13 protein-coding genes and 3 pseudogenes are annotated in these 16,788 nt (G+C 69.4%); 9 read left to right on the top strand and 7 right to left on the bottom strand.

Annotation, left to right across the window (positions count from 1 at the left end; genetic code table 11):
* Positions 1-19 precede the first annotated feature (19 nt).
* A pseudogene (locus tag PV734_RS45770) lies at positions 20-513 on the bottom strand (LLM class flavin-dependent oxidoreductase); the annotation flags it as partial.
* 56 nt (positions 514-569) lie between these two features.
* A complete protein-coding gene (locus PV734_RS03420) occupies positions 570-914 on the bottom strand; it encodes a hypothetical protein (RefSeq protein WP_319091990.1) in 345 nt (114 codons plus the stop codon).
* 270 nt (positions 915-1,184) lie between these two features.
* On the opposite strand from PV734_RS03420, the gene PV734_RS03415 reads away from it, so the two are divergent.
* Positions 1,185-1,946, top strand: a complete 762-nt coding sequence (locus PV734_RS03415) for a ZIP family zinc transporter (RefSeq protein WP_319288719.1) — start codon at positions 1,185-1,187, stop codon at positions 1,944-1,946.
* Positions 1,947-2,032: 86 nt separating this feature from the next.
* Here PV734_RS03415 and PV734_RS03410 read toward each other — a convergent pair whose 3' ends face one another.
* Entirely contained in the window at positions 2,033-3,550 is a 1,518-nt protein-coding gene (locus PV734_RS03410; protein ID WP_319288718.1) for an MFS transporter, read from the bottom strand.
* Between the two features lie 216 nt (positions 3,551-3,766).
* Here PV734_RS03410 and PV734_RS03405 point away from each other — a divergent pair, with 216 nt between their 5' ends.
* On the top strand, positions 3,767-5,683 hold the full coding sequence (locus PV734_RS03405) for an SMI1/KNR4 family protein (RefSeq protein ID WP_319288717.1): 1,917 nt from the start codon (positions 3,767-3,769) through the stop codon (positions 5,681-5,683).
* A gap of 156 nt (positions 5,684-5,839) precedes the next feature.
* Positions 5,840-6,278: pseudogene (locus PV734_RS03400) on the top strand (DUF5063 domain-containing protein); the annotation flags it as partial.
* On the opposite strand, the gene PV734_RS03395 reads toward PV734_RS03400, so the two are convergent.
* The gene (locus PV734_RS03395) at positions 6,253-6,648 is read right to left on the bottom strand and encodes a hypothetical protein (RefSeq protein WP_307628471.1); all 396 of its coding nucleotides are present in this window, start codon (positions 6,646-6,648) and stop codon (positions 6,253-6,255) included. The pseudogene PV734_RS03400 and the gene PV734_RS03395 sit on opposite strands and share 26 nt — an antisense overlap.
* Positions 6,649-7,025: 377 nt before the next feature.
* Here PV734_RS03395 and PV734_RS03390 point away from each other — a divergent pair.
* Positions 7,026-7,199 (top strand): annotated as a pseudogene (locus PV734_RS03390) (transposase); the annotation flags it as partial.
* Between the two features lie 73 nt (positions 7,200-7,272).
* Here the strand turns inward: PV734_RS03390 and PV734_RS03385 are convergent.
* Complete coding sequence (locus PV734_RS03385) at positions 7,273-8,391, bottom strand: endonuclease/exonuclease/phosphatase family protein (RefSeq protein ID WP_319288716.1); 1,119 nt, start codon at positions 8,389-8,391, stop codon at positions 7,273-7,275.
* An 86-nt stretch (positions 8,392-8,477) separates the two neighbouring features.
* Between PV734_RS03385 and PV734_RS03380 the strand changes: the two genes are divergently transcribed.
* Both PV734_RS03380 and PV734_RS03375 read left to right on the top strand, forming a co-directional pair.
* Positions 8,478-9,173, top strand: a complete 696-nt coding sequence (locus tag PV734_RS03380) for a response regulator transcription factor (RefSeq protein ID WP_319288715.1) — start codon at positions 8,478-8,480, stop codon at positions 9,171-9,173.
* Positions 9,166-10,296 (top strand): HAMP domain-containing sensor histidine kinase, encoded by a 1,131-nt coding sequence (locus PV734_RS03375; RefSeq protein WP_319091984.1) that lies wholly within the window; start codon positions 9,166-9,168, stop codon positions 10,294-10,296. The genes PV734_RS03380 and PV734_RS03375 overlap by 8 nt, the downstream gene beginning before the upstream one ends.
* A 19-nt stretch (positions 10,297-10,315) precedes the next feature.
* On the opposite strand, the gene PV734_RS03370 is transcribed toward PV734_RS03375, so the two are convergent.
* Positions 10,316-10,954 carry a nucleotidyltransferase domain-containing protein gene (locus PV734_RS03370; RefSeq protein ID WP_319288714.1) on the bottom strand — a complete coding sequence of 213 codons (639 nt, stop codon included), beginning with the start codon at positions 10,952-10,954 and terminating at the stop codon, positions 10,316-10,318.
* A 125-nt stretch (positions 10,955-11,079) separates the two neighbouring features.
* On the opposite strand from PV734_RS03370, the gene denD reads away from it, so the two are divergent.
* The 3 genes from denD (at position 11,080) to PV734_RS03355 (ending at position 15,480) form a co-directional block, all read left to right on the top strand.
* Positions 11,080-12,102 carry a D-erythronate dehydrogenase gene (gene denD / locus PV734_RS03365; RefSeq protein WP_319288713.1) on the top strand — a complete coding sequence of 341 codons (1,023 nt, stop codon included), beginning with the start codon at positions 11,080-11,082 and terminating at the stop codon, positions 12,100-12,102.
* 407 nt (positions 12,103-12,509) lie between these two features.
* Positions 12,510-14,180, top strand: coding sequence for an allantoin permease (locus tag PV734_RS03360; RefSeq protein ID WP_319091981.1), 1,671 nt, complete (start codon positions 12,510-12,512; stop codon positions 14,178-14,180).
* Positions 14,181-14,538: 358 nt separating this feature from the next.
* Complete coding sequence (locus tag PV734_RS03355; RefSeq protein ID WP_319092030.1) at positions 14,539-15,480, top strand: L,D-transpeptidase; 942 nt, start codon at positions 14,539-14,541, stop codon at positions 15,478-15,480.
* Between the two features lie 34 nt (positions 15,481-15,514).
* On the opposite strand, the gene PV734_RS03350 is transcribed toward PV734_RS03355, so the two are convergent.
* Positions 15,515-16,786 carry a PP2C family protein-serine/threonine phosphatase gene (locus PV734_RS03350; protein WP_319091980.1) on the bottom strand — a complete coding sequence of 424 codons (1,272 nt, stop codon included), beginning with the start codon at positions 16,784-16,786 and terminating at the stop codon, positions 15,515-15,517.
* Positions 16,787-16,788: the final 2 nt, after the last annotated feature.

The following is a 16,788-nucleotide window of genomic DNA, read 5'->3' as shown; positions in this document are numbered from 1 at the left end:
CCAGGTCGGCACGTGGGATTCCGCCGGACAGCACCGCCACGGGGGCCACCCCGTCCCGTACTGCGGACTTCATGTCCCACACGGTGTCGCCGACGAACACGGCTCGTTCGCTCGGCACCCCGGCCAGTTCCCTGGCCAGCCGGACGGGGTCGGGCGCGGGTTTGCCCTCGGACACGTCGTCCGCACCGGCCGCTCCGAGGATGACGTCGTCCGCGCCGATGGCCCGTCGCAGCGCGGCGAGTTCCGCCCCGCCCGCCGAGGTCGCCAGGACGATTCCCCAACCCCGCCCGGCCAGGTCACGTATGTCATCAGGGGAATGCGTTCGGTGGCCTGCGCGGCGGCACCGAGCACGCTCCACGCGTAGGGGGCGTGCCCCTGGGACTTCAGCCAGGGGAAGTAGTGGTCGGACGTGACCGAGAAGTCGAAACCGGCGCGTTCGGCGCCGACCACATGGCCGACGAGCTCGCGCGGGCCGGCCTGCTCGGTCATCATCGTGTACCCGATCCGCACCATGCCGCTCTTCTCCTCGTGGGTCGACCAGGCGTTACGGTTTCCTGGCTCGTCACTCGTCACCTCTTCGTCCCGAGCCGCAGGTCGACCTCCTTCTCCTGGTCTCCCGACGCAGTGCCCCGCTCCTGCACGTCGAACGCGGTGCTCAGCGCCTCGCGGAGTCGGTCCACGGCGAGGTAGCCGCCCTGGATCGTGGCGGCGACCGAACCGTCCAGCGGGGTGGGCCCGGTCGGAATCCACTCCTGGGTCGGCTCGAACTCCGCCGTCCACACGGCGGAGCGGTCGCCCGGCTGCCCCTGGGGCACGTCCTCGGCGGGACGGTCGGTGGGAAACGCGGTGCGCAGCACCTCGAAGACGGTGGCGGAGTCCTCCTTGGAAGCTCCGGTGAGAGACACGGTGGCCATCGGGGTTGCTCTCCTTCGGGTAGGGGCGCCGGTGAAAGATCGGCGCCCGTTCGTCGGTGTCGGGACGAAATGCCGGGACAGGCGTTCGATTACTTGGGATTCACGGTTGTCGCCTTCTCGGGCAGAGATGGTGCGAGGTCCGCGTACCCAGGTGGCCGACGACGATGCGGGCGATCTCGCTCCCCGGCGGCCGATCAGTGGTTGCTGCATGCGAGGCCTTCGCCCGGCAGCCTCGGTTGACGGCCAGTCGTCGCGGGTAGGCCGGTCGGCATGGCTGATGGCGTTCAGGCTGGACTGTGGGGGCTGGTGGCGGGCTCGGCGCTGCTGCTGGGTGCCGTGCTGGGGTACGGGCTACGGGTGTCGCAGAAGGTGATCGCGACCGTGATGGCCTTCGGAGCCGGTGTGCTGATCTCAGCGGTGTCCTTCGAACTGGTCGGAGAGGCGTACGAGCAGGCAGGGCTCGCTCCCGCGGTCGTCGGCACTCTCATCGGCGCCCTCGCCTACACCGGGGGCAACGTGTGGCTGGCCCGGCGTGGCGCGCGCCACCGCAAGCGCTCCGGTCACCAACGGACACAGGCACAGCCCTCGGAGGCCGAACAAGGGGGCTCCGGGACCGCGCTCGCACTGGGCGCGCTGCTCGACGGTGTGCCGGAGTCCGCGGTCATCGGCGTCAGCCTGCTGGACGGCGGCGCGGTCAGTCTGGTGACGGTGGCGGCGGTGTTCATCAGCAACGTTCCCGAGGGACTGTCCAGTTCCGCGGGGATGAAGAGGGCCGGCCGTTCCAAGGGGTACGTCTTCGGTGTCTGGGCGGCGATCGCCGCGGCCGGCACGGTGTCGGCCGTTCTCGGTTACACGGTGGTCGGTTCCTTCTCCCCCACCGTGATGGCCGCGGTGACCGCGGTGGCGGCCGGGGCGATCCTCGCCATGATCGCCGACACGATGATCCCCGAAGCGTTCGACGAGGCCCATCTGGCCATCGGACTGATCACCGTCAGCGGCTTCCTCGTCTCCTTCGCCCTCTCCCACACCTGACGACGACCTTGGGCACGACCGCGGCATCGATGTCGCAGGGGTCCGGCAGCCATCGGCCGGACCCCTGCCTCCTGCCCGAGCGACACCTATGCCTGAGCCGAGGGAGCCGAGTTCGCCCCCTCGCCCCTGACCTTCGCCGAGGCCGACGCCACCGCCGACAGGGGTTTGGCGATGTCCTCCAGCGAGCGGCGTTCGGCGTTCACCGCGAGGAACGCGGCCACTATCCCGGCGGCGCACATGAGCCCGGCGCCGATCTGGAAGGCGAGCACCGTGTCCCCGACCACGCCGGACGCGGTGAGGTCGGCGAAGACCAGCGGTCCGGTGATGCCACCGGCGGCGGTGCCGAGGGCGTAGAAGAAGGCGATGGACATGGCCCGCGTCTCCATCGGGAAGATCTCGGAGACCGTCAGGTAAGCGCTGGAGGCGCCCGCCGAGGCGAAGAACAGCACCGCGCACCAGCAGGCCGTCAGGGTGGTCGCGGTCAGCGAGCCCCGGTCGAACAGCCAGGCCGTGCCGAACAGCAGCACTCCGGAGAGCAGGTACGTCGAGGAGATCATCACCCGGCGGCCCACCGTGTCGAACAGCTTGCCGAGGAGCAGCGGGCCGAAGAAGTTGCCGACCGCGATCACTGCGAAGTAGTAGCCCGTGTTGCCGCTCGGAACGTCGAAGAACTTCGTGAGGATCGCGCCGAAGCCGAAGGTGATCGCGTTGTAGAGGAACGCCTGGCCGATGAAGAGAGAGAAGCCGAGCACACTGCGCTTGCGGTAGGTCGCGAAGACCGTGCGGGCGATCTCGCCGAAGCCCACCGTCCTGTGCTGCTGGATGGTGATCTCGTTCTCGGGTTCGGGAAGCGGTTCACCCGTCTCGGACTCGATCTTCCGCTCGATGGAGGAGACGATCTCCTCCGCCTCCCGTTCCCTGCCGTGGATCAGCAGCCAGCGTGGACTCTCGGGCACATGCCGTCGTACGACGAGGATGACCAGGCCGAGAACCACGCCCAGGGCGAAGGTCAGCCGCCAGCCCACGTCCGCGGCCAGGAGGTCGGTGTTCAGGGCGACGATCGACAGCAGGGAGCCACCGACCGCGCCGATCCAGAAGCTGCCGTTGATGATGAGGTCGACCCGGCCGCGGTAGAACGACGGGATGAGTTCGTCGATCGCGGAGTTGATGGCCGCGTACTCCCCGCCGATGCCGAAACCGGTGAGGAAGCGGAACGCGAAGAACCACCAGGTCGAGAAGGACACCGCGGTCAGCGCGGTGGCGACCAGATAGACCGCCAGAGTGATCATGAACAGCTTCTTGCGGCCGAAGCGGTCGGTCATACGGCCCCAGAAGAGGGCGCCGACGCAGGCGCCGGCCACGTACAGGGCGGCAGCGAGACCGGTGACCTGACCCGAGGTGATCGGCAGCCCGCTGCCGGGCTCCGAGAGCCGGGAGGAGATGTTGCCGACGACCGTGACCTCCAGGCCGTCGAGGATCCATACGGTGCCGAGACCGATCACGATCGTCCAGTGCCAGCGTGACCACGGGAGGCGGTCGAGGCGGGCAGGGATTGAGCTGGTGATGGTACGGCCGGATCCGGCCGGTGCGCCGGCGCTGGACATGGGCTCCCTCCTCGTCGGAACCTCGTCGAACGAACCACCTTCGGGTGCCCCTGCCCTGCGGTTCTACGCTCCGGCGTGGATGGGAGGTCCCGCCTCACGGGGTGGCCCTCGCCCGTCCGCCGGGACGCGACCAGGCCGTCAGCCAGCTACAGAACCACGGCCACCGGCACCTGAGTACCGGCAAGAATGTCAGTGGTGGGTGGCAGCATCGGGCCCATGACTGACACCACGGCGTTCGACTGGCGGTCCTTCCTGCTCAGATGGAGTGAGGAGTGGGCGCGTCATCTGCCTGGCGGGGAGACACGGGGCGAGGACGACGAGGTCGCGCGGCGGGCGGGCTGGCTGGGGTTCCCGTCCGCCTCCGAGGAGCGGATCGCAGCCATGGAGGAGCGCCTCGGCCGAAGGATGCCCGCGTCCTACCGGGAGTTCCTCAAGGTCAGCGACGGATGGCGGCACGCGGGGGGCTTCGTGTGGCTGCTGGCCGGGACCGAGGGCGCGCGCTGGCACAACGACGAGTCGGGACTCGCGGAAATGTTCGAGGAGTACCTGGACGAGGACGCCGGGCCCGAGGAGCGGCAGGAGGTGGACCTCTGGCGGCGCGGGCTGCAGCTCGACGTCGAGGCCGACGCCATCTACGTACTCCTGGATCCCGAGGACATGGACGAAGACGGTGAGTGGGCCGTGTACACCTGGGCGGGCTGGCGGGCCTCGGCGCCCAAGCGGTACGCGAACTTCCTTGAGTTCATGCAGGACATGCACCGGGAGTTCCACAGCCTGCGAGCGGGCCGGGGCGACGAGGAAGCCGTGTTCGCCAACGACACGACGCGAATGCTGGACGCCCTGGTGGAGGAGGCCCGGCTGGAGGCGCTGCGCGGCGGCTGGGAGCACGCCCTGAAGACCCTTGACGAGGCCAAGGCGTACGGCAGACCACGAGCCGCGGCGCTGGGCGACCAGATACGCCGTCTGCTCGGCCAGACCTACATGGTGTACTTCGACGGCTTGCTGACGGACCCGCGATACGCCCCCGAACTCCTGCCACCGCTGGTCGCCGAGCACGCGGTGCACTCGTACCGTGACGACTCCACGTTGATGTCCCACCTGCGGGGCGCCGATGACGACCTGGTGTCCCTGGCTCACGTGACGCTGGATCAGGTGCGGAACGGCACGTATCGGTACTCGGCGGCCGGACCGTTCGGGGACGCGGTCGAGCGGGCGCGGCAGCTGGCGCGGTGGGGAGACACCGACGGGGCCTGGCGGACGCTGACTGACGCTCTGCCTTTGTGGGAGCCGCTGGGACCGGACCATTTGGCGCCGCTGGGATGGGTGGCCGACCCCTTGCTGGGGCAGCTGCTGACCCCGGAGCGGGGACGTGAGCTGCTGTCCACACCGAGGAGCGGGCAGGCGGGTGAGGCGCCGACGCCGACAGCGGGGCTCGACCCGGGGGGCCTGGCATGGCTCGCGGACCCGGACCCGGGCAACAACCGCACGTCGTACCGGTTCGTCCTGGTGGAGGGGGTGGAGCCGGAGGAGTTGCCCGGACGTCTCGCCGACAAGGACAAGGGCGGGGACGGGGGTAGGGACGGCACTGTGCTGAGGAAGCCCATGACCGTGTGGGAGGCGCACCGGAGTTCGCTGCACGGCAAGAGGGAGTTCTCGTCCTTCGACGACCGGGCGCTCATGGCGGTCGGCCGGGCCGGTCCCGGCTGGAGTTTCGCGTTCGACGGCGAGCCCGCCCCGTTCGACCGGCAGCGGTTCGTCTCCCCGGCCACGGCCGCCAGCGAGGGCACGCGTGCTGTGGTGGTGTGGAGCGGGCTGAGGACATGGCATGGGGAGCCGTTCTTCCACCTGTCAGTGGCACAGGACGGCATCGAGCAGTACGCGTTCACGTACGCGGGCGGAGAGATCAGGCAGAGCGGAGAAGTGCCGAAGGCGCTGGATGCGAGCCGGTTCCTCGAGGCCCTGGAGGACGGAGCCTCGGCGGAACGGCCGTTGCTGGAAGCGGTGGCCGAGCAGTTCGGTGCGTCGCTGCCGACGCGAGCCATCACCAACGGGCGGTTGCACACCTTCACCACCCGTTCGTGGACCCGGCCACCAAGGGACGGTGAGACGTACGCGGTGATCCGCATGGGATGAGAGCCTGTGTCCTATCCCCTGATATGGATCTTCAGTCGGGTCCGGCCTGGTGCGGTGTCCGGGTTCGTCGGGCGGCCGTTTCAGCGGTGCTGCCCGGTGTGTGACTCTCCGCTGGAGGTGGGGGCCGCGCCGAGGGCGGTGTACTGGAACCGCTAACTGCTCCTGACCGGCGGCCGCCTGGGCGCCCACGAGGACATCGTCCCCGACGAGCGCTACGAGCCCGATCTGGGCCCGGAACCGGACGTCGACGAACTCCGCGAGAACTTCGCCCGCCTCCTGGAGCCGGTCGACGTCTACTCCGAGGTCTTCGACCCCTACGAGCCCCGTAAGGCCCCCGTGCCCGCCGCACCACCGGGGCCCTGTGGTGGTGGCAGTTCTCCTACTTCTCCAACTGGGGTTCCACGGCCTCGGCGACGCTCAGGGCCTTGCAGTCGGTGGCCGCCCATGTCCGCCTGAACCTGCCCCTGGAGGAACTGGACGGCCTCGACACCGACCAGGCCATGGGGGACGAACGCCGGAGTTCGAGGCGGACCGGGTGATGGCGGAGGAGATCGCGGGACCGCTGGGAATTACCGGTACAGGACGATCGAGTTGATCGGAGTCAGGTTCAGGTACTCCCCGTAGCCGGGACCCAGCACTTTGCTGCAGTCGCCGGTGCCGTTGTAACCGGTGCACAGCTTCACGTACGCGTCCTCGAACGGGCCGTTCTGGTTGTTCAGGACCCAGTGCTGGTTGACCTGGTTCGACAGGTTGTAGGTGCCGTAGCGGAAGTACTTGTTGGTGACGTCGCCGGCGCCGATGTTGCTGTAGCGGCCCTCGGCGTAGATGCAGACGTTGCCGTCCGGGCAGCCGGCCCAGTCCGCCTGAGCGGCGGCGGAGGCGCCGGTCGCGCCCGTGAGCACGGTGGTGCCGGTCGCGGCGGCGACGGCGGCCACGGCCAGCAGGTTGCGGAGCTTGTTCCTCATGGTGGTTCCCTTCCTGGCTCTGTTTGACATGCTGCATGCCTACCAGGGGGCGTTGCCGGGCGGGTACCTGACAGATGTCAGGGTGGAAATGCCCGCCTGGGCCCTGCCGGGCGGCGGCCTCCCGCATGATGGTCGTGTGGCGAGTTCGGTCAAGGGCATGGGTGTGGACGGGAATCGGCCTCTTCGTCGCCGGGGCCGTGGGACTGGTCGTCGGGGGCCTGCTGGGTCGACGCGGCGGATCCCTGGGCGAGTGCGGCCGGGGGCACGGCGGAGCTCCTCGGGCCGGCGCTGACGGTGCTGGCGATTCGTGAAAACGGCAGGGGCCGCTCCTCGCCTCAGTCATCTCATTTGGCTGCCTGGGTAGGCTGTCGGTCGCGGTGGGGATCGTTGAGCGGCTGGCGCCGGATGAGTTGTGGGAGCTGTTCCAGCGAGTGGTGCCGGAGGCGCCGGTGCGGCCTCAGGGTGGTGGCCGTCGTCGGCATGGTGACCGGGAGGTGCTGGCCGCGATCGTGTTCGTGGCCACGTCTGGCTGTACGTGGCAGCAGTTGCCGGCGGCGTCGTTGCGAAGGACTGGCGAGAACTAGCGGTGATCAGTGTCCGCAGGGACACGATGCAAGCCGGAGTTCACCAGCTGATCGCGGCAGCCACCGGCAGGTGGTCGCTTCCGGTGGTCGGCAGCACCCACGAGCTCTCCGGCTTCACGCCCCGCACCAGGATCTGGTCGATCCGCGCCACCGGGAACCTCGCCGGCCAGGTGAAGCCGAAGCCGTCCCCGGCCGCGTCCTGGGCCGAGTGCAACCGCGAGGTGAGGCCCGCGAACGCCCGGTCGTCCAGGGTGCCGTTCAGGTCGCCGAGCAGCACCACCCGCTTGTACCGCTCGGCGGCGACGGCCTCAGCCAGCGCCTGCGCGTTCCTGTCCCGCGAGTCCGTCCAGAAGCCCGCCCTGGGATTCACGCGTACGGACCCCAGGTGAGCCACGTAGACCGCCAGTGGCCCGTGATCCGTGGCCACGGTGGCCCGTAGCGCCCGGTTGTAGGACATCCTCACGTCAGTCGGTTTGGTGTCCGCCAGGGGCCCGTAGTCCATCTTGGTGTCGACCGGTTCGGCGTCCGACAGCGGCAGCTTGCTCCACAGGCCGACCGTGCCCTGGATCGTGTGGTACCGGTACGTCTTCGCCAACTCCTTCTCGTACGTGCCCCTCGCCTGCTGGGCAAGCTCCTCCAGTGCCAGGACGTCCGCACCGGAGGCGGCGAGTTCGCGGGCGGTGCCGACCGGGTCGGGGTTGTCGGCGCCGACGTTGTGGCCGGCCACGGTGAGGTCGCCGCCCGGGTGGGACTTGTCACTGAGCAGGCCGCCGAAGAGGTTGAGCCACACCGTGACCGGCAGGAGCAACGCGGCCACCGCGGAGGCGGAGCGGCGCCAGAGCGCCCCGGCCAGCAGCAACGGGACGAACAGTCCGAACCAGGGCAGGAAGGTCTCCACCAGGCTGCCCACGTTCATGATCTGGTTCGGGATCATCGAGTGCAGCAGCATCAGCAGACCGAGCAGCAGCGCCAGCGCCACGAGCACCGGCCCGCGTTTCCAGGGCTCCGACCGGAAGCCGGCACGGATCGCCCGGCGAATGTTCGCGCGCCGACGCCCGACGACGGTGCCCCGGCTGATACCCGCGCCCTGGAGACCGGAGTCGGCACTCCGTTCGTCGCGGCGGATCCCTGTTCGTACCGGCGGTGGGGTTCGAGTCATTCCGCCAGTCAAGGCGGCCCGGTGTCGCAGGCACGTATCCGGTTTTCGATACGCCGACGACAGGCCTCGGCTCGTAGCCTCGGAGGATGCGTGTACTGATCGTCGAGGACGAGCCCTATCTGGCGGAAGCCGTCCGCGACGGCCTGCGACTGGCAGCGATCGCGGCCGACGTGGCGAGGGACGGTGACACCGCTCTGGAACTGCTGAGCGTCAACGCCTACGACATTGCCGTTCTCGACCGCGACATCCCCGGACCGTCCGGAGACGACGTCGCCGAACACATCGTGGCCACCGGAAGCGGTATGCCGATCCTCATGCTCACCGCCGCCGACCGGCTCGACGACAAGGCCTCCGGGTTCGCGCTCGGCGCCGACGACTACCTCACAAAACCGTTCGACCTGCAAGAGCTCGTTCTCAGGCTCAGAGCTCTCGACCGCAGACGCGCGCACATCCGGCCGCCCGTGCGGGAGATCTCGGGCCTACGACTGGATCCGTTCCGCCGCGAGGTCCACCGGGACGGCCGCTACGTCGCGCTGACCAGGAAACAGTTCGCCGTGCTGGAAGTCCTCGTCGCCGCCGAAGGCGGTGTCGTCAGCGCCGAGGACCTGCTGGAACGCGCATGGGACGAGAACGCCGACCCGTTCACCAACGCCGTGCGCATCACCGTCTCGGCACTGCGCAAACGGCTCGGCGCACCCTGGATCATCGCCACCGTGCCAGGCGTCGGCTACCGCATCGACACATGGCCGGAGTCCCGACAGGAGGGAGGCGAACGTGGATAGGGCACCCGGGTTGAGTGTTCGGGTCAGACTCACCCTCAGCTACGCGGGGTTCCTCATGCTCGCCGGCGTCCTGCTGCTGGCGGCGGTGTGGTGGTTCCTGCTGCGTTACGTTCCCGACCGCGCGATGCTCATCAACCCCGATGTCAGGCCCGCGAACGGTGTCTTTCCCATCCGCTCCGCCCTCCTGAGCGTCTTCGCTCCGAGGGCTGCCGCGGTACTCGCCTTCCTGCTCGTCCTCGGTCTCCTGGGAGGGTGGATCCTCGCCGGCCGGATGCTCGCGCCACTGACCCGCATCACCGATGCCACCCGCACGGCCACGCACGGATCGCTGTCCCACCGGATCCAACTGCCGGGCCGCAAGGACGAGTTCCGTGAACTGGCCGACTCCTTCGACGTGATGCTCGCGCGGCTCGAAGCGCACGTCGCCGAACAGCGGAGGTTCGCGGCCAACGCCTCCCACGAGCTGCGAACCCCGCTGGCCGTCTCGAAGACGCTGCTCGATCTGGCCCGCACCGACCCCAACCACGACACCGGTGCGACCATCGACCGTCTGCACGCCGTCAACGCCCGCGCGATCGCGCTCACCGAGGCCCTGCTCCTGCTCGGCCGCGCCAACCAGCGGTCCTTCACCGCGGAACCCGTCGACCTGTCCCTCCTCGCGGAAGAAGCCACCGAAACACTCCTCCCCCTCGCGGAGAAGCACGGCATCACCATCGAGACCGACGGCGGGCTCACCCCCACGGCCGGCTCGTCGGCGCTTCTGCTGCAGCTGACCACGAACCTCGTACACAACGCGATCGTCCACAACCTGCCTGGGGAGGGCAGTGTGTGGGTGAACACCGGCGTCCGCCGCAACAGCGTGGTACTCACTGTCGAGAACACCGGCGAGAGCATCTCCCCACTGCTCGCCGCCACGCTCACCGAACCGTTCCAGCGCGGCACCGAACGCGTACACACCGGCCACGCGGGCGTCGGCCTCGGCCTCGCGATCGTGAGAACCATCGCCCAGGCTCACGACGGAACGCTCACCCTCACCCCACGCGCTTGTGGCGGGATCCGCGTCACCGTGGAACTACCCGCGACATCGCGCGCGCCGACAGCACGCGAGGACTCGGCGCACTGACGGGCGACCACGCCCGTGGCTACCGCAGCAGCTCCGGCAGCCACGGGTGACCGGGGTGCACGCGCTCCAGCCACCCGGCGAGAACGACCCGCCGCGCCCGGCCCAGTAGCGGCAGCACACTGTCGAAGTCCGCCTGGTCCTTGGACCGCGGGGCCTTCGCTTTGAACAGGAGCACCAACTCCGGCGCCAGATAGGGGATCCCGTCCTCCGTCCGCTCGACGATCGCGTCGTACGGCAGCCGCAGTCTCTCGTCGCGTCGGCAGATCCACGTCCCGCCCTCGTGCGGCTCACGGAAGACGTCCAGCAGGAACCGACCGCTCGCCGGGTCCCGCAACCACGTCTGGTGCGTGGCTGCCAGCGCCTCAGCTCCCGCCTCCGCCCAGACGCGCCCCGAGCCCACCGCGTCGAACACGCCCTCGGGAAAGCGGCTTTGGATCTCGGGGAACGCCGCCGCGGGCACCGCGATCTCCACGTCGCCGTGCGGTCGCGACTGCCTCCCCCGGAACAGGTCCAGGGCCCACCCCGCCGCGATGCACCAGGGCGCCGCGACCCCTTCCAGCCGCTCCGCGACCTGTTCCGGCCGCCACGCGTCCGCCCACCGGGCACTCAGTTCGTCCGCGCCGAGTACAACGCCACCGGCCGGCAGGGATTCGGTCACCGGCACAACCTACTGCCGCAACCGTCGACGAGCCGGGCCGGGCGGGTGAATCGGCTGCGCACACAGCCCCTGTGCCTGTACGAACGAGAGGTCCGCCGACTCAAGGCTGCCGAGGAGAGACACGTATGAGGATCGTCATCACCGGTGGCTTCGGCTTCCTGGGACAACAGGTCGCCCACACCTTGCTCAAGCCGCGGACCCTGTCCGGTGCTCCCGTCGACCGCCTGGTGCTCGCCGACCGGATCGTTCCCGCCCGGTCGCCTCTGACGGCCGACCCGCTGGTGGAAGTCGTGGAAGGCGACCTGCGCGAGCACCTCGACGAGATCTTCGTACAGCCGGTGGACACCCTGATCCACCTGGCTTCGGCGGTCTCCGCAGAGTGCGAGGCCGATTTCGACCTCGGAATGAGCGCCAACCTCGACACCACCCGCGCGCTGCTCGAAGCCACGCGCGCGCAGTCGGCGACCGGCGGGCCGATCCCCCGGCTGGTGTTCTCCAGCAGCATCGCGGTCTACGGTTCCGCCCCCGCGCTGCCGCTGCCGCCCGTGGTCAGCGAGTCGACGCTGCCGACGCCCGAGTCCAGCTACGGAACGCAGAAGCGGATCTGTGAGCAGTTGATCGCCGAGTACACCCGCCGGGGCTTCGTCGAGGGACGCGTGGCACGCCTGATGACCGTGTCGGTGCGGGCGGGAAAGCCGAACGCGGCTGCCTCCGGCTTCCTGTCCGGCATCGTCCGCGAACCGCTCGCGGGCCTTCCGGCGACCTGCCCGGTCAGCCCCGATCTACGGGTCGCCCTCGCCTCTCCTCGGCGTACCGTCGAGGGCATCCTCCGCATGACCGAGGCCGAGCGCGGCCCGGGCGGGTTCGCGGGCGCGCTTCCGGTCAATCTGCCGGCGCTCACGGTCACGGTCGCCGAAATGCTGGACACGCTGCGCCGGGTCGCCGGCGACGCCGTCGCCGACCTGGTCACGGTCGCCCCCGACCCGGCCGTCGAGGCCATCGTCGGCTCATGGCCGGCCGACTTCGACAACACGCGTGCCACGGCACTCGGCCTCCGGCCGGACGGGAGCTTCGAGTCGGTCGTACGTGCCTACATCGAGGACCATCCCGAGGCCGTCGCGGCCGAGGCGATCGGGCTCGACGGATGAACAGCCGCGCGTGTTGGTCAAGGTGAGCGGTCGCCTACAGACCGATCGAGTGCGGGCCGGCAGATCCCGTCCGCACCTGGCCTGCGGGGCCCCACCGCCGCGCCCTGCGCAATTTCCGAAACATCTCCTTCATCTGGGAAGCAATCAGGGGCAATGACCGGCTCTTAGCGTCCCCGTCATGGACACGACGGTCTCTACGCGCCCGGACTCCCGCCGGAATCCCACCAATGCCGCCACAGCGCACGGGTCCGCGCGCTCACGCGTGCGTCGTTCCTGAAGCGAGCGGATCACCCGCCCCACGGGCCCCGCCCAGCTTTCCTCCCGCCCCGCTCCCCCCAGCACTCACCTCCGCCTCCGCCACGAGGCGCCCCCACAGCTGTCCCCAACCCGCAGCAAGGAGGCACGGAATGAGCACCGAGCCGAAACTGGCAGAAGCGACCGAACCAGGACCGGCGCAGCAGTCAGCGCCGAGTGCCGACCAGGCCGTCAAGGAGACCCTGGAGGACTACACCCTCCGCTTCGCGCCCCGTAGTTACCGCCGCTGGACGCCGATGGTCGTGGCGACGACCGCGCTCGGCGGTATCGCGTACATGGCGGACTTCTCCATCGGCGCCGGCATCGGCCTGGCCCACGGCACCGGCAACGCGCTGATCGCGATCGCCGTCGCCGCGGTTGTCATCTTCGTCACCGGTTTCCCGCTCGCCTACTACGGCGCCCGCTACAACATCGACCTGGACCTGATCACCCGCGGTTCCGGCTTCGGCTACTACGGCTCGGTCCTCACCAGCGTCATCTTCGCCAGCTTCACGTTCATCTTCTTCGCCCTCGAAGGCTCGATCATGGCCCAGGGCCTGAAACTGGGCCTCGGACTGCCGCTCTGGCTGGGCTACGCCGTCTCCACTCTGATGGTGATCCCGCTGGTCATCTACGGCATGAAGGCGCTCAGCAAGCTCCAGGTGTGGACCACCCCCGTCTGGCTGGTCCTGATGGTCGCCCCGCTCGTCTACCTCGTCTCCACCGACCCCGGCACGATCGACCGCTTCCTCTCCTACGCCGGCACGGGCGGCGAGGGCGGCATCAACACCGCGTCAGTGCTCCTGGGCGCGGGGGTGTGTCTGTCGCTCATCGCGCAGATCGGCGAGCAGATCGACTATCTGCGCTTCATGCCGCCCAAGACCGAGGCGAACAAGCGCACCTGGTGGACGGCCGTGATCATGGCCGGCCCCGGCTGGGTGGTACTCGGCGCACTGAAGCAGGCCATCGGTGTCTTCCTCGCCGTCTACATCCTCGCCAAGGTCGGCGCGGACGCCGCACCCGAGCCGATCCAGCAGTTCAAGGGCGCCTTCGACGCGATGATGCCGTCCTGGCTGGTCCTCCCGCTGGCCGTGGCACTCGTCGTGATCAGCCAGATCAAGATCAACGTGACGAACGCCTACTCCGGTTCGCTCGCCTGGACCAACTCCTTCACCCGGGTCACCAAGCACTATCCGGGTCGCATGATCTTCGTCCTGGTCAACCTGGGCTTCGCGCTCACCCTGATGGAGGCCGACATGTTCAGCTTCCTCAACGACATCCTCGGCTTCTACTCGAACTGTGCCATCGCCTGGGTCGTCACCGTCGCCACCGACATCGGCGTCAACAAGTACCTGCTGAAGCTGTCCCCGCTCCAGCCCGAGTTCCGCCGGGGCATGCTCTACGCGGTCAACCCGGTGGGAGTGGTGGCCTTCGTCGTCGCGTCCGGGCTGTCCATCGCCATGTACTTCCACGCCCTGGGGGACACCCTCCAGCCGTACTCCCCCGTGGCCGCGGCCGTCATCGCCTTCGTCCTCACCCCGCTCATGGCGGTCGTCACCAAGGGCAAGTACTACCTGCGCCGCACCGACGACGGCATCGAGGAGCCGCTGCTCGACACGGACGGCAACCCCAGCGCCGTCACGTACGAGTGCCATGTGTGCCGACAGGAGTTCGAGCGCCCTGACGTGGCCGCCTGCCAGACACACGACGCCGCCGTCTGCTCCCTCTGCCTGAGCACCGACAAGGTCGGCGACCACGTGCTGTCGGCGGCGCCCGCTGTCTGACGCCCCTCTGGTCCCGGGTGACACAGACGGAGCCGCCGACCGCGTCACCTCGGCCGCCCCGAGGGTAAGGGCCGTATGCCGTGCGTCAACGGTCGGCATACACGCGGGGCGACCGGGTAGACGGGGCCGTAGGGCCGTGGGTGCGACAGCAGGCCGGGGGCGGCGGTGTCCTCGAAGTCCCCGGTCAGGCGGTGCGTGTCCAAGCCTTGAACCACGCTTTACGCGGTATACGCAACCGCGACACTCGCCGCCACTGTCTGACAACACGTCGGGCCCGTCAGGGCCGAAGAGCGAGAGAGCGGGGCAGTTCGTGCGACGGCACAAAGGCGGCATAGGGATCGCACTCGTCACAGGTGTGATGCTGGTGGGCGCGAGTGCCTGCGGCGGGGGCGGCAGCGACAAGGCGAGCGGCGGCGACGACGCGAAGGCGTCGGGAAAGCCGAGTGCGAGTTCCTCGCCGTCACCGACGAAGCCCGCGGGCCCTCCCATGCTGCTGGAGACCATCACCCCTCAGACGGGAACCACGGTGGGTGTGGCCATGCCGATCTCCGTGGTCTTCACCAACCCGGTGGCGGCAAAGGCCCGGGCCACGGTGGAGAAGCACATGAAGGTGAGCGCCTCGCAACCGGTGGACGGCGCCTGGCACTGGTTCGGCGACCAGCGCGCCGACTGGCGCCCGAAGACGTACTGGCCCTCCGGCACCACGGTGAAGATCGACGCCGACATGAAGGGCGTCAGCAACGGCAACGGCCGCTTCGGCGTGCACGGCTACACGCACACCTTCAAGATCGGTGACGACGTCCGCGCGGATGTCTCGGTGACCGGCCACACCATGAAGGTGACCCGGAACGGCGCGCCGGTGCGCACTCTGTCGATCAACGCGGGCAGCGCCCAGTATCCGACGTGGAACGGCACGATGGCCGTCATCGACAAGCAGGAGAAGGTCCACATGACCTCCTGCAGCGTCGGGATCAGCTGCGACAAGGGCAGCCCCGACTACTACGACCTGACGCTGCCGTGGGACGTCCACCTGACGCAGTCCGGCACCTACGTGCACTACTCGACCGGCGACCCCGATCCGGGCACCGGCAGCGCCCGCGGCTCGCACGGCTGCGTCCACCTGTCCATGTCGGACGCCAAGTGGTTCTACGGCCAGGTCAAGCAGGGCGATCCCGTCACCGTCACCGGCTCACCCCGCGCCAAGGCCTCGGCCGACAACGGCTACGCGGCCTTCAACCTGGAATGGGACCAGTGGCTCGCGGGCAGTGCCTCGGGAGAGGCCACCACCGCGACCCTCTGACACGCCGCGGTCGCCGCGCCGACGACCGGACCGGTCACCCACCACCCAGGCTCGCCGGCCGACGGGATGCCCCCTCGGCGGTGGTCCGTCCCGTTCTTGACGGGCGTGAGGCGTCGGTGAGGTCGGCTCCGGTCGCGGCGTCACGCTGGGAGTGTGCGGTGCCGCGCCAGTCCAGGCAGATGACGGTCGCGTCGTCCTGCAGGTGGCCGTGATTGGCGTCGACGACCGCCGCGATGAGGGAGCGGGAGGCTTCACGGGGATGCAGCGCGCGGGTGCGCACGATCAGGTCGGACAGATCGAGGCTGCCCGCGTTGCGCTCCAGCATGCCGTCGGTAAGCATCACCAGCCGGTCACCCGGGCGCAGGTCGAGCGACTGGACCTGGTAGGTGCGAGGGTTGGGGAAGCCGAACGGCGTGTCGATCTTCGGAGCCAATTCCTGAACCTGGCCGTTCCGCATCCGCAACGGCCAGGGGTGGCCGGCATTGATGAACTCGGTCGTGCCGTCGGACAGGCCGATGCGGAGCAGTTGGCCGGTGACGTAGCCCGTGCGACCGTGCTCGCGCACTGCCTCGTCGGCCTGGCGGGCCTGTTCGGCAAGGCCCGCGCCTGCTCGCCGCGCCCGGCGCAGGGCGCCCACCAGGAGGGTGGCCAGCAGCGCGGCCTCGACGTCGTGCCCCATGGCATCGGTGACGGAGAGCTGGACGGTGTCCCGGTCGATCACGTAGTCGAAGGTGTCACCGCCGACGTGATCGGCCGGCTCCAGCGCCCCGGCGACCGCGAACTGCGCGGCCTCGCACGCGAGCGACGAGGGCAGCAGCCGGTGCTGGATCTCCGCGGCCAGGTTCAGCGGAACAGTGCGGCGGCCCCACTGGTACACGTCGGTGAAGGACCGGTTCGCGATGACGATGTACGCCAGAGCGTGCGCGGTCTCGCCGATCTCCCGCATCACCCCGGCGTCCGGCGCGGCGGGCAGGAACAGTTCGAGGAGCCCGATGGCGTCCCCTCGGTTGGTCACCGGAGCGACGACCCGCACCGGCCCGCTCTCACCGCTGTCCTCCACGCTCGGCCGCTGGGTACGGATCACGTCGTCGTACAGGGTCCCCCGCAGCATGATCCGCCGGGCGGTTTCGCCGGTGTCGACGCTGCCGGCGGCCCCCAGCCGTACGACTGAGCTACCGGTGAAGTCGGTGATGAGGAACGACACCGACACGGCCCCGAGGTTTTCCCTGAGCAGGTTGGCGACCACGTCGAGGGACTCCACCGGCGCCGCGGCCTCCGCCGCTTCCAGTGTCTCCGCCAAGGTCATCG

The organism is Streptomyces sp. AK08-02, from assembly GCF_033795085.1.
Lineage (GTDB): Bacteria > Actinomycetota > Actinomycetes > Streptomycetales > Streptomycetaceae > Streptomyces > Streptomyces echiniscabiei.
The sequence above is the reverse complement of the archived record's forward strand: the minus strand, read 5'-3'. Positions and strand labels throughout refer to the sequence as shown.

Coding starts and splice junctions, on each gene's coding strand:
- PV734_RS03420 (WP_319091990.1), bottom strand. CDS start 914: ATGGCCACCGTGTCTCTCACCGGAGCTTCCAAGGAGGACTCCGCCACC.
- PV734_RS03415 (WP_319288719.1), top strand. CDS start 1,185: ATGGCTGATGGCGTTCAGGCTGGACTGTGGGGGCTGGTGGCGGGCTCG.
- PV734_RS03410 (WP_319288718.1), bottom strand. CDS start 3,550: ATGTCCAGCGCCGGCGCACCGGCCGGATCCGGCCGTACCATCACCAGC.
- PV734_RS03405 (WP_319288717.1), top strand. CDS start 3,767: ATGACTGACACCACGGCGTTCGACTGGCGGTCCTTCCTGCTCAGATGG.
- PV734_RS03395 (WP_307628471.1), bottom strand. CDS start 6,648: ATGAGGAACAAGCTCCGCAACCTGCTGGCCGTGGCCGCCGTCGCCGCC.
- PV734_RS03385 (WP_319288716.1), bottom strand. CDS start 8,391: ATGACTCGAACCCCACCGCCGGTACGAACAGGGATCCGCCGCGACGAA.
- PV734_RS03380 (WP_319288715.1), top strand. CDS start 8,478: ATGCGTGTACTGATCGTCGAGGACGAGCCCTATCTGGCGGAAGCCGTC.
- denD (WP_319288713.1), top strand. CDS start 11,080: ATGAGGATCGTCATCACCGGTGGCTTCGGCTTCCTGGGACAACAGGTC.
- PV734_RS03360 (WP_319091981.1), top strand. CDS start 12,510: ATGAGCACCGAGCCGAAACTGGCAGAAGCGACCGAACCAGGACCGGCG.
- PV734_RS03355 (WP_319092030.1), top strand. CDS start 14,539: ATGCTGGTGGGCGCGAGTGCCTGCGGCGGGGGCGGCAGCGACAAGGCG.
- PV734_RS03350 (WP_319091980.1), bottom strand. CDS start 16,786: ATGACCTTGGCGGAGACACTGGAAGCGGCGGAGGCCGCGGCGCCGGTG.